Raw genomic sequence first — 12956 nt, forward strand, 5'->3', positions numbered from 1 at the left:
ATGAAGAGCAAACTAGAATTTGAAATCCAGGCGCAAAGTGGTCTGGCCCGGTGCGGCCAGCTGCGGTGCGGGCACCGCCAAGCCGCCACCCCTCTACTGGTGCAGACGGGAGCGGTGACAGCAATCCTCACCAGTAGTGAATTAGCCGCGGCGGGAACCCATGCGGTTAAGCAGTCGGCGCTGGATTACTGGCTCAGAGCGGCGGGACAGCCTGACCAGCTGGGCGTGACCGACCTTCATGATTACCTGCGCTGGCCAGGAATCATTGTTGGAACGCCCGGAGCTACGCAGGCCTACCGCTGGGCCAAGCCCCGGGGCCGGAAGCCAACTGGGGTGAGCTTCCATGACCCAGCGACAAGGCAGCAGAAACTGTACACGCCCCAATTGGCCCAGCAGTGGCAACAGCTGTTGGGCTGTGACCTCCAGGTAGGCTTTGCCCGCTGGGAAAATTATTACGCCCCGGTGGACGAACTCCAGGCTGCCGCCCGTCAGACCACCGCTTGGCTTGAAACCGTTGAATGGCCGGCAAATACCTTGGCCCCGGTGGTCGGTGGCGGCTTAAAACGGGTCCGCCGGGCCAGTGCAGCTGCTGCTCAGGCGGTGCAGCCCGGCGGCTACGCCCTGTTGGGGATTGATCCCGCCGTCAAGCTAGCGGAGCAACGCCGGATCCTGGGCGAGCTTACTGCGCTGCTCCCCGAAGCGGGTGTCCGCTACCTGCCGACCTGCGGCGCCCTAGAACAGGTACTGGTGGCAATTGCGCAGGGAATGGATATCATCGATAGCGATTGCGCGGCCACCACCGCCCTTCACGGCGGCGCCTACGTTGGGACGAAGCGGCTGCACCTGACTAAGGAACACCTGGCGGGCGACTCCCGGGTGCTGGTCCCGGGCTGCCAGTGTCCGACCTGCCAGGCGGGCTATTCCCGGGCGTACCTGCACCAGCTGTTGCAGGAGCAGTCCCCAGTTGGGGTGCGGTTGTTGATAGTCCACAATTTATTTGTGCTTAACCGGTTGGTGGACCAGCTTCGCCAGGCCATCAGAGCTGACCGGCTGGCAGAGTTCATGGCCGACCTAGCAATTGACTGCTAACAGTGGTTTTTTGATAAAAAATTTGGTAAAGTTAAAAGAGAGATTTGGCGAAAGGAATGGATAATATCGTGAACAGTTTTGTAACTTTAGCTGCTGCCAATACTGGTGGCTACTCTAGCATCATCCTGATTGTTTTGATGATTGCTCTGATGTACTTCTTTATGATCCGGCCGCAACAAAAGCAACGCAAGCAGCACCAGGAAATGATGAATGAACTTCACAAGGGTGACGAGGTAGTCACAATTGGCCGCCTCCATGGTAAGATTGACGAGGTTAACAAGGATAACCAGACCGTGACCTTAGATTGTGAAGGCATTTATTTGACCTTTGATATGGTAGCGATTGCGCGGGTCCTCAAACGGGCTGGTGAAGAAGGGCAACAGGCTGCCCAGCCAGCTGCTCCAGCACCAACGAGTGCTAAGGAAGAAGCGGCGGCGGACGCAAAGCCTGCTGATGACGCTACGGAGGCGAAGGCCGCTGATGACGACCAGGAGTCAAAATAATAATTGACTAATTTATGAAAACGTGCGAAACTCTTAACTGGTAATTAGTTAAGGGCTTTTTTATTTACCGAAAGGCCCGCTTGTTTTAGCTTTTCGCTTGCTAACTAAACTTGGCAAGCCGACCAACGACAGGAGGAACGTTTGAGATGCAAATTGGATTGATTGGTCTGGGAAAGATGGGAATTCACCTTGCCCAAAACATGCTGCGCAATGGCAATGACGTTGTTGCCTTCGACTTAAACCAGGACGCCGTTAAGGAAGCCGGCTCATACGGTGCCCAAACTGCGTTTTCTTTGGATGAAATGGTTGAAAAGCTGGCCGCCCCACGGACGGTTTGGGTAATGGTCCCTGCAGGCAAGCCAACCGATGCGACGATGCAACAGCTGGCGGAAAAGCTTTCTGCTGACGACATCGTAATTGATGGTGGGAACACGTACTGGAAGGACTCATTGAAGCACAACCGGATGCTGACTGAAAAGGGCATCCACTTCTTCGACTGTGGTTCTTCAGGCGGTTGGCGCGGCGCCCTCGAAGGCGGTAACTTCATGATCGGTGGCGACGACAAGGAAGCCTTTGAACGGATCCGGCCGCTCTTTGAAGGCATCGCACAAAAGGATGGCTACCTCTACACCGGTAAGGCCGGCTCTGGTCACTACCTCAAGATGGTCCACAACGGGGTTGAATACGGGATGATGGAAGCAATCGGTGAAGGGTTTGAAATTCTGGAAGCGTCAGATTTCGACTACGACAACGCCGCGGTTGCTAAGCTCTGGAATAACGGTTCTGTTATCCGGTCCTGGCTGATGGAACTGGCCCAGGCCGCCTTTGAAAAGGATCCGCACTTAGACCAAATCCAGGGACGGATGCACAGTAGTGGTGAAGCACACTGGACGATTGCTGATGCGATGGACCACAACGTGCCAACACCGGTAATCTACGAAGCACTGTGTGCCCGCTTCAAGTCGATGCAGGAAGACACCTTTGACGGTAAGGTGGTTGCTGCATTGCGGAACGGTTTCGGTGGTCACGCCGTCGATAAGAATTAATTATTATAAAGTAGGCAGTGCCTAAACGTCAGAGGCGCCAGCCGGTGGGTATTCACCGGCTGGCGCCTCTTTAACGTTTTCAATAGAATCAGGGCGGAAATCCTGTTATACTTAATTCTTAGACAATAATGGAGTACAGAGGAGTAATGATTATGGCGGACCAGTTAAGTCAGATTCTTGAACAGATTAAAAAGTACAACAAGATTATCATCCACCGGCACCAACGCCCGGATCCGGATGCAATCGGCTCCCAGGTTGGCCTGGGCGAGATCCTGAAGGCCTCCTTCCCTTATAAGCAGGTTTACCTGGTGGGAAAGCACATTCCCGGTTTCGATTGGATCGGAACGATGGACGAAATTGATGGGGAAACCTTTAACGACGCTCTGGTAATCGTTACCGACACTGCGAACGCCCCCCGGATTGATGACCGGCGCTTCAACAATGGTGACGAGCTGATTAAGATCGACCACCACCCGAATGACGAGCCCTTTGGCGACCTGATGTGGGTTGAACCGGAAGCGTCGAGCTGTTCAGAAATGATTTACGACTTTTACCAGCACTTTAGCGACCAGCTGACCCTGCCTCAGCAGGCTGCCCACGCCCTCTACGCAGGGATTATCGGCGATACCGGCCGCTTCCTGTACCCGGCAACCACCCCCCGAACCCTGTTGGTGGCCGGGGCTTTGATGGCGGCCGGGGCCGATGCAGCTGCGATCAGCCGCCGCGAGGACGAAATTTCCCTGCCGCTGGCCCGCCTCTCGGCCTACGTCTACGAGAACCTGACGATTTTGGACCATGGGGCTGCCTACGTGGTGTTGACGAATGAACTTCTTGAGCAGTTTGGCCTGACCGAGGCGGGAACGTCAGCGGTGGTTTCCTTGCCGGGACGGATTAAGGACGTTCGTGCCTGGGCGATCTTTGTTGAACAGGCAGATGGGCACTACCGCATCCGCCTGCGCTCAAAGGGACCGGTAATTAACGAATTGGCGAAGAAGCATGATGGCGGCGGCCACCCGCTGGCTAGTGGCGCCAAGGCTAAGGACAAGGCGGAAATTAAACGGGTGATCGCGGAGTTGGACGAATTGACGAGTAATGAATGAGGAGGCGCGCATGACGAGCAAGACTTTTAATGATTTTAAGCTCAAACCCTATTTACTGAAGGCGGTAAAGGCCATTAACTTTCACGAGCCCACCGCGGTTCAGGAAAAGGTGATTCCAGACATCCTCGCAGGAAAGAGCGTGGTTGGGCAGTCAGCCACCGGGAGCGGGAAGACCCACGCCTTCCTGCTGCCGATCTTTTCCCGGCTTGACCCGACTGTACAGGAAGTGCAGGCGGTGATCACGACCCCGAGCCGGGAACTGGCCTACCAGATTTATAACGCCGCTAAGCAGCTCAACCAGTATGCTGACCAGCCGCTGACGATTCACAATTACGTGGGCGGAACGGACAAGCAGCACCAAATTGCCCAGTTAGAGCGTAAGCAGCCCCAGTTAGTGATTGGGACGCCGGGGCGGGTCTTGGATTTGATTAAGTCCCAGCACCTGGACGTGCATACCGCGACGATGTTCGTGGTTGACGAAGCGGACATGACTCTCGATATGGGCTTTTTGGAACAGGTCGACCAGATTGCGGGACGCTTCCCGGAAAACTTACAGATGATGGTCTTTTCTGCTACCATTCCAGAGAAGCTCCGGCCGTTTCTGAAGAAGTACATGGCTAACCCGGTGATTGAAGAGATTCCGACGGCAACGGTCATTAACCCGAACGTGGAGAACTGGCTGCTGTCGACTAAGGGTCACGACCGCAACCAGCTGATTTACCAGCTACTCACGATGGGGGAACCATACCTGGCCCTGGTCTTTGCCAACACCAAGGAGCGGGCGGAGGAATTAACCCGCTACCTGACCGAACAGGGCTTAAAGGTTGCCCTGATTCACGGGGGACTGGAACCCCGGAAGCGGAAGCGGACGATGCGGCAGATCCGCAATCTGGATTATCAGTACGTTGTGGCGACGGACTTGGCGGCCCGGGGAATTGACATTGACGGGGTTTCGCTGGTAATCAATGATGACCTGCCGACTGATCTGGAATACTTCGTTCACCGGGTCGGCCGGACGGGTCGCAACCAGTTGACCGGAACGGCAATTACGCTCTACGAACCGGCGGAGGACGAATTAATCGCTAAGCTGGAAGACCGGGGAATCAGCTTTGTGCCGAAGGAATTGAAAAACGGCCGACTGGTAACCACCCACGACCGCAACCGGCGAAAGAAATTCCGGCACCGGCAAGATGAATTAGACCCGTCCATGAAGGGTTACGTCAAGAAGACTAAACGCAAGGTTAAGCCGGGCTATAAGAAACGGATCAAACGGGCAATCAAGGATGATGAACAGCAAAAACGCCGGCTGGAACTGCGCCACAAGATCCGGAAAGCAAAGCGGCAACGCCAGCGTCAGCACCGGCGGGAACGGGCCGGCCGTTGATTTTTGCGCGGCGGTCCGCTATAATATGGTTCGTTTGGGATATGTCCGTTGGCTCGTCATTGACAGAAACAACCGGGTTGCTGTGACGGTTGAGTGATGGCTAATGGGTGCTCCCCATCCAAACAACTAGATATAACTCCCGCCAAGGGAAATTAAAGAGGTAAACGAATTCCATCGTTGCAAGCAAAGTGGTACCGCGTCAATCGGCGTCTTTGTTAGCAGGGATGGTTTTTGTTTTTTGAAAGGAAGAGAGTAGCGTGAAAAAGCTGAAACAGTTGGACAGTGCGCAGGTACGGCGGATGTACCTGGACTTTTTCCAGCAGCACGGTCACAAGGTAATGCCAAGTCAATCGTTGGTTCCGGTCAATGATCCGACCCTGCTGTGGATCAACTCCGGGGTGGCCACGATGAAGAAGTACTTTGATGGGAAGGTGGTTCCGGAAAACCCGCGGATGACCTCTTCGCAAAAGAGTATTCGGACCAACGATATTGAAAACGTGGGGAAGACAGCGCGTCACCACACGATGTTTGAAATGCTTGGCAACTTTTCCGTCGGTGACTACTTTAAAGATGAGGTAATCCCGTGGGCGTGGGAACTGTTGACGAGTGACGACTGGTTCGGTTTCGACCCGGCCCGCCTTTACATTACCTACTACCCGAAAGACCATGACGCCTACAACAAGTGGCGGGAAGTCGGGGTTGCCGAAGACCACCTGATTGCCGATGAAGATAACTTCTGGGATATTGGCCAGGGTCCTTCGGGTCCGGATACGGAAGTCTTTTACGACCGGGGGCAGGAATTCAACAACCTGCCGGAGGATGATCCCGAGAGCTACCCGGGCGGCGAAAACGAACGCTACCTGGAAATCTGGAACATCGTCTTTAGCCAGTTTAACCACACGCCAGAAAACACTTACGAGCCGCTGCCCCATAAGAACATTGATACGGGGATGGGCCTGGAACGGGTCGTTTCGATCTTTGAAAACGCGCCGACCAACTTTGAAACCGACCTCTTTATGCCAATTATCAAGCAGGTTGCGGCCCTGTCCGCTGGTAAGGAGTACGGGGCCAACAAGGCCGACGACGTTCAGTTTAAGATTATTGCCGACCATATCCGGACGATTACCTTTGCGATTGGGGACGGTGCCCTGCCATCAAACATGGGTCGGGGCTACGTCATCCGGCGGCTGCTGCGGCGGGCCGTGGTGGCTGGCAAGAAGCTCGGGATTGACGAACCGTTCCTAGCACAGCTGGTGCCGACGGTTGGTAAAATCATGGAGGACTACTACCCAGAGGTTTTGCAAAACGCTGACTACATTGCTTCCGTCATCAAGTCGGAAGAAGACCGCTTCAGCGCGACCCTGAACGGCGGCTTGAACCTGCTCAACAGTGTGATTGCTGACGCCAAGCAAAACGGCAGCAACCAAATTGATGGCCGGACAGCATTCAAACTCTACGATACTTACGGCTTCCCAATTGAGTTAACGAAGGAGTACGCTGCTGACGAGGGCCTGACGGTTGACCAAAAGGGCTTTGAGGCCGCAATGACTGAGCAGCAGAACCGGGCCCGCAACGCCCGTGATATGGACAACGGGATGGGTGTCCAAACCGATCTCTGGACCGACTTCAAGGAAGACAGCAAGTACGTTGGCTATACCGACCTAGTGGTGGACGATGCCAAGGTGATTGGCCTGGCCCACGACGGTCAGCAGGCGGATAGCGCAGCTCCTGACGACCAGAATATCGAAGTGATTTTTGATAAAACGCCATTCTATGCTGAAATGGGTGGGCAAGTAGCCGATACCGGTGATATTATTGACAATTACGGCAAGAAGGTTGGCCGGGTCGTTGATGTCCAACACGCCCCTAACCAGCAGAACCTGCACCGGGTGGAATTAACGGCGCCGCTCAAGAAGGGTGCTCGCTACAAGCTGGTGGTTGACCGGGCCCGGCACCTGAAGATTGAAAAGAATCATACCGCGACCCACCTGCTCGATCAGGCTCTGCGGAACGTCTTGGGTGGCCATACCCAGCAGGCCGGTTCCTTAGTCGAAGCCCACTACCTGCGCTTTGACTTTAATCACTTCGGCCAGGTCACTGCAAAGGACCTGGCGGCGGTGGAAGCGATGGTCAATGAACAGATCTTCAAGGAAATTCCGGTGACGACGGTGGAAACCGACATCGATTCGGCCAAGGAGATGGGAGCAATCGCCCTCTTCTCTGACAAGTACGGTGATAAGGTCCGGGTTGTGAAGATTGGCGACTACAACACCGAATTCTGTGGTGGTGACCACGTCAAGAACACCAATGAGCTGGGCCTCTTCAAGATTGTTTCCGAAGGGGGCGTCGGTGCCGGCGTCCGGCGGATTGAAGCGGTGACCTCCAGCGATGCCTATGACTTCCTGCAACAGCGCAATGCCATGTTGGAAGAAGTGGCGGGGGACCTGAAAGCAGCCCAGATCAAAGAGGTGCCACACCAGGTTGCTAACCTGCAAGAGGAATTAAAGCAGGCCAACAAGCAGGTGGAAGCATTGCAGGCTAAGATCGCGGCCCAGCAGGCTAACAGTGTCTTTGATGAGGTCCAAACTACCAAGGGCGGCACGCTAATTGCGGCTGAGGTCAAGGTCGCTGGGATGGGCCAGTTGCGGCAGCTGGCTGATCGCTGGCGTGCCAAGGGCCTGTCCGACGTCCTGGTTCTGGGGACGGCTAATGACGGCAAGGCCAACTTGCTGGTGGCGGTAAGCGATGAGAAGGTTAAGGCTGGCTTGAAGGCCGGTGACCTAATCAAGGCAATCGCTTCTGCAATCAAGGGCGGCGGCGGCAGCCGGCCGAACCTTGCTCAGGCCGGTGGAAAGGACCCGGCCGGAATTCCAGCAGCCCTCAAACTGGCGAAGGAGTACCTGGAGAGCGAAAATTAAACTCTGCGCTTAGACGAGCAGCTTTAATCCTGGCAGGAAGCAGGATCGGCTGCCCGTCTTTTCAGTTTAATGAAGATTCGGTTCGTTGAATGAAACTGCCGGATTTTTTAACCGGCAGGCGGACGGGATAATTGTGATTTTACTATGAGTATAGTAGAATATTGACTTAAAGAGACTATCTGGAGGTGACGATTGATGACTGCTAATAATGATAAGACGATGTTCTTTGATTTTGGTCAGGAACGCCAAGAAGATATTAAAGAAACGCTCAAGACGGTTTATGAATCATTGGAAGAAAAGGGCTACAACCCAATCAACCAAATTGTGGGTTACCTGCTGTCGGGAGATCCAGCCTACATTCCGCGGCTCAACGATGCCCGGAACTTGATTCGGGCCCACGAACGGGATGAGATTATTGAAGAGCTGGTCCGCTCGTACCTGAAGAATAACGGTGAGACTAAATGAGACTGCTGGGCTTAGATGTTGGCTCCAAGACCGTCGGCGTTGCGGTTAGCGACCCGCTCGGCTGGACAGCCCAGGCGGTGGAAATTATCCCGATTGACGAAGACGCAGAAGTCTTTGGCTTAGACCGGGTCGCCGAGCTAGTGCACAAGGAGCAGGTGGCCGGCTTTGTCCTGGGGCTGCCGAAAAACATGAATAATACCGAAGGACCCCGGGTCGCAGCTTCCAAGCATTACGGTGAGCTGCTCCAAGAGCGGTTTCCACAGCTCCCGATCGACTTCCAAGATGAGCGTCTGACGACTGTCGAAGCGCACCGGATGCTGGTAGAAGAGGCGGACATTTCACGGGCCAAGCAGAAAAAAGTAATTGATGAGGTTGCCGCAACCTTTATCCTGCAGAGCTACCTTGATCGTCATGGCCGGTTAGTGCAAAAACTAAAATAAGGGAATGGTTAAAGTGACTAAACAACAAAATAACGATGACAACATGATCACGCTGATTGATGAAGATGGTAATGAACAGCTGTTTAAGGAGCTGTTTACTTTTGACTCGGATGATTATGGCAAGTCCTATATCTTTATTTACCCCGCTGAACAGGAAAACGATGAATCGGTTGACATTCAAGCCTACATTGTCACCGATAATCAGGATGGCGACGGCCAGGACCTTGTTCCCATCGAGGACGATAAGGAATGGGACATGGTCGAGCAGGTCCTGAACACCTTCTTGGATGACGAGGGTAACTTTAAGGGCTAAGCAGTAGCCAGCAATTAGCCAGGACCGGCTCAGCCGGGTGCTGGAACAGCCGCAATAACAACTGCCAAATCAAATTGGGGTCTAGTACGCAATCAGGTGATTGGGTGCTAGACCCTATTAACGTATTAGTAATTTCCAGGTAAGGGATGGAAGAACATGGTTTTAACCACAGTAATTATTTTAATTTTCGTTGGCTGCTTCATTAACGGTCGGCGCCGGGGACTTTTACGGATGGTTCTCAACGCCGCAACCTACATCGTGAGTTGGCTGGTTGCCAAGCTGGCGGCGCCACTGGTGGGCAGCTGGCTAGCCGGGCTGCTGCCGAACGTTTCCAACGGCTCGTCGTATTCGGGCCAGTTATTGGCGACGGTTGATTTAGACCACTTTTTTAGTAACGGGATTGCCTTCATGCTGATCTTTGCCATCGTGGCCTTCCTGGGTCACTGGCTGGTTCGTCAGCTGAATTGGGTCCGGCGCCTGCCCGTCATCGGGACTCTGGATGGCCTGGTCGGCGGTGTGCTCTCGCTGCTGATTGGGTACGTGATTGTCTTTGTAATCCTGATCGTGACGCAATTGTGGCCAGCAGAATGGTGGCAGATGGAGCTGGCAAATTCAGGCCTTGCCCGGCTAATTATTGATCAAACGCCGCTGCTTGCCCAGCTGGTTTTACAAACGATTGAATAAGGGAAGTAGGAAAATGAACCACAAAATAATTGATACACTTGAATTTGCACAAATTAAGGGCCGAGTCGCTCATTACCTTGTTTCGGCCGCGGGCCAGCGGGAACTGGCAGCCCTAATGCCGGCAACGGACTACCAGACAGTCCAAGACTGGCTGACGGAAACGACCGATGGGGCTGACATCCTTCGCTTAGAGGGAGGGCTGCCCCTGCCTAAACTGGCGGATATTAAGCCCCAGATGAAACGGCTGAAAATTGGCGCCAACCTGAACGGAACCGAACTCGCCCAAGTGGCCAAGGTTCTGCAGGCGAGCCGCAGCGTCCAAAACTTCTTTGAACAGATGCGGGAGAAGAAGATCAAGCTCCGGGTCCTGGAGCAGACGGTGGACCGACTGGTAACGATCCCGTCAGTGACCACCCGGCTGGTCCGGTCGGTCGATCCCGATGGCCGAATCAATGACGAAGCTTCCACTAAGCTCCACGGGATTCGCCAGCTGATTAATAAAACCGAAAATGAAATTCGCCAGCAGATGGCGCAATACACCCAGGGCAAGAGTGCCAAGTACCTCAGTGAGCCAATCGTGACGGTCAGAAACGACCGCTTTGTGATTCCGGTGCTGGCCCGGTACCGGAATAAGTTTGGCGGGGTTGTTCATGACCAGAGTGCCAGCGGCCAAACCCTGTACATTGAACCGGGGGCGGTGATGGAGGATAACAACCGACTGCGCCAAGCCCAAATTGAGGAGAAGCAGGAGGTCCTGCGGGTCCTGGCGGAACTGTCAGCCCTGATTTCACCCTACCGGCATGACATCTTGAATAATGAGCAGATCTTGGGCCACCTGGACTTCATTAATGCTAAGGCCAGCTATGCCCACGAACTCAAAGCTAGTCTCCCCTTGCTGTCCGCGGACAACCAGGTAAACCTGCGTAAGGCATGGCACCCCCTGATTGCGCGTGACCAGGCGGTTGCCAACGATATTAAGCTTGGCGGCGACTACCAGGCGGTAATCATTACCGGACCCAACACCGGTGGGAAGACGATCACCCTGAAAACCCTTGGGATCATCCAGCTGATGGGCCAGGCGGGCCTCTTCATTCCCGCGCAAGAGGGCAGTACGATTGGCGTCTTTGACAACGTTTTTGCCGACATTGGGGATGAGCAGTCACTGGAACAAAACCTCAGTACCTTCTCTGGTCACATGGAGAACGTTAAGGCGATTCTCGACCAGCTAACCGCCCGCAGCCTGGTCCTCCTGGATGAATTGGGCGCCGGAACCGACCCGAAAGAGGGGGCGGCACTCGCTATGGCAATCTTAGATGAAATTGGCCAGTGGGGGAGCCTGGTAATGATTACCACCCACTACCCTGAATTGAAGGTGTACGGCTACGACCGGGCCAAGACCATTAACGCCAGCATGGAGTTTGACCAGGCAACCCTGCAGCCGACCTACCGGCTCCTGCTTGGGATTCCCGGCCGGTCAAATGGGCTGGAAATTGCCAAGCGGCTGGGAATTGGTTCCGCCATTATCGGCGAGGCCCAGTCCCTGGTCAGTGATGATAGTCAGGACCTGAACGCAATGATTGGCGACCTGGTCGAACAGCGGAAGCGGGCCCGGGAGGAAGGCGACCGGTTGGCAAAGCTGGTCGCGCAAAATCAGGCGGACCAGGAAGAACTTAACCAGAAGCTGGACCGCTTTAATGAACAGCGTGACCGGCTCTTAGAACGGGCCCGGTCGCAGGCTAACCACCAGGTTGCCCAGGCCAAACGAAAGGCCGACCGGATTATCCACCACCTGCGGCAGCTGGAAATCCAGCAGGGGGCGGGCGTTAAAGAAAACCAGCTGATTGACGCTCAGGGGGCGTTAAACGCCCTCCACCAGGACAATCCGCGGCTCCAGCATAATAGCGTCTTGAAGCGCGCCAAGGCTAAGCACGACCTGCATAAGGGCGACGCGGTGCTGGTCAAGTCATACGGCCAGCACGGTGAGCTGCTCAGCAGGCGGGGAAACCATAAGTGGGAAGTGCAGATTGGTATTTTAAAAATGGAGATTGACGAGCGTGACCTGGAAAAGGTGGCTAAGCGCGACCTGCCGAAAGATGATCGGAAACAGCCAAGCCACCGGGCGGTCAAAACGACGCAAACCCGGAAGACCTCGGCCCGGCTGGACCTCCGGGGACACCGTTACGAAGAGGCAATGGGTGAGTTGAGCAACTTTATTGACCACGCCCTGCTCAACAACCTGGGGACCGTGACGATTATTCACGGGAAGGGAACCGGTGCGTTGCGGAAGGGGACCCAGCAGTACCTGCAAAGCAACCCGCGGGTGAAGTCCTTTTCCTATGCGGCCCCGAATGCTGGTGGCGATGGTGCCACAATCGTTAACTTATAATAAGTAAGCTCTTTCCGTGCTTTTAGTGCGGACCTCTGTTAGAATTGTAGGTAAATAGATAGAAGGGAGTCTTTATAATGGCAGTAAAGGAAACCACCGATCAGACGTTTGAACAGGATACGGCACAAGGGGTGGCCTTAATTGACTTTTGGGCAACCTGGTGTGGCCCTTGTCGGATGCAGTCGCCAGTCGTAGAAGCCCTGTCCAATGAGATGCCGGAAGTAAACTTCTTTAAGATGGACGTTGACCAAAACCAGCAAACCGCCCAGAAGTTCCGGATCATGAGTATTCCAACCTTAATGGTGAAGAAGAATGGTGCGGTCGTTGACCAGGTAGTCGGTTACCATCCAAAAGAACAGCTCAAGCAGCTTTTACAGCATTACGCGGACTAGGGGAGACGGCCCGCAAAGTACGGGCGTTCCACCTAGAAGGATGGTTGTTCAGCCGCATTGCGCTTAGAGAAATTACAGTAGCAAAAAAAGAGGCTGGGAATTAACTCAGTCTCTTTACTGTTTTTAAGATAAAAATGCCTCAGCGCAGTAGCTGGCTGGCAGTTCAAACGCTGATAAACCAGCGTTTGACCAACCTAGCCATCCTTGCGGAGGTTCGAAGACAAACACCGAAAATC

The 12956-nt window shown here is 54.4% G+C and carries 12 protein-coding genes; all 12 read left to right on the forward strand.

From position 1 onward, the window contains the following. On the forward strand, window positions 1–1089 hold the full coding sequence (locus HMPREF0494_RS09340) for a tRNA-guanine transglycosylase (RefSeq protein ID WP_040459031.1): 1089 nt from the start codon (window positions 1–3) through the stop codon (window positions 1087–1089). 56 nt (window positions 1090–1145) lie between these two features. Continuing rightward, window positions 1146–1592 (forward strand): preprotein translocase subunit YajC, encoded by a 447-nt coding sequence (gene yajC, locus HMPREF0494_RS09345; RefSeq protein WP_007124712.1) that lies wholly within the window; start codon window positions 1146–1148, stop codon window positions 1590–1592. A 146-nt stretch (window positions 1593–1738) separates the two neighbouring features. Beyond that, complete coding sequence (gene gnd / locus HMPREF0494_RS09350) at window positions 1739–2638, forward strand: phosphogluconate dehydrogenase (NAD(+)-dependent, decarboxylating) (protein ID WP_007124713.1); 900 nt, start codon at window positions 1739–1741, stop codon at window positions 2636–2638. 152 nt (window positions 2639–2790) lie between these two features. Continuing rightward, a complete protein-coding gene (locus HMPREF0494_RS09355; protein ID WP_040459032.1) occupies window positions 2791–3738 on the forward strand; it encodes a DHH family phosphoesterase in 948 nt (315 codons plus the stop codon). A 10-nt stretch (window positions 3739–3748) separates the two neighbouring features. After that, window positions 3749–5122, forward strand: a complete 1374-nt coding sequence (locus HMPREF0494_RS09360) for a DEAD/DEAH box helicase (RefSeq protein WP_040459033.1) — start codon at window positions 3749–3751, stop codon at window positions 5120–5122. 257 nt (window positions 5123–5379) lie between these two features. Beyond that, window positions 5380–8040, forward strand: a complete 2661-nt coding sequence (gene alaS, locus HMPREF0494_RS09365; protein ID WP_007124716.1) for an alanine--tRNA ligase — start codon at window positions 5380–5382, stop codon at window positions 8038–8040. Window positions 8041–8235: 195 nt separating this feature from the next. After that, window positions 8236–8505: an IreB family regulatory phosphoprotein gene (locus HMPREF0494_RS09370; RefSeq protein WP_003714378.1), complete on the forward strand. Its 270-nt coding sequence runs from the start codon at window positions 8236–8238 to the stop codon at window positions 8503–8505. After that, complete coding sequence (ruvX, locus tag HMPREF0494_RS09375; protein WP_007124717.1) at window positions 8502–8945, forward strand: Holliday junction resolvase RuvX; 444 nt, start codon at window positions 8502–8504, stop codon at window positions 8943–8945. The genes HMPREF0494_RS09370 and ruvX overlap by 4 nt, the downstream gene beginning before the upstream one ends. 4 nt (window positions 8946–8949) lie before the next feature. Next, window positions 8950–9258 (forward strand): DUF1292 domain-containing protein, encoded by a 309-nt coding sequence (locus HMPREF0494_RS09380; protein ID WP_007124718.1) that lies wholly within the window; start codon window positions 8950–8952, stop codon window positions 9256–9258. 156 nt (window positions 9259–9414) lie between these two features. Then, a complete protein-coding gene (locus HMPREF0494_RS09385; RefSeq protein ID WP_007124719.1) occupies window positions 9415–9942 on the forward strand; it encodes a CvpA family protein in 528 nt (175 codons plus the stop codon). A 13-nt stretch (window positions 9943–9955) separates the two neighbouring features. Continuing rightward, the gene (locus HMPREF0494_RS09390; protein WP_007124720.1) at window positions 9956–12328 is read left to right on the forward strand and encodes an endonuclease MutS2; all 2373 of its coding nucleotides are present in this window, start codon (window positions 9956–9958) and stop codon (window positions 12326–12328) included. Between the two features lie 77 nt (window positions 12329–12405). Beyond that, a complete protein-coding gene (trxA, locus tag HMPREF0494_RS09395) occupies window positions 12406–12720 on the forward strand; it encodes a thioredoxin (protein ID WP_007124721.1) in 315 nt (104 codons plus the stop codon). The last annotated feature ends 236 nt before the right edge of the window (window positions 12721–12956 follow it).

Source organism: Limosilactobacillus antri DSM 16041, assembly GCF_000160835.1.
GTDB classification, from domain to species: Bacteria; Bacillota; Bacilli; order Lactobacillales; family Lactobacillaceae; genus Limosilactobacillus; species Limosilactobacillus antri.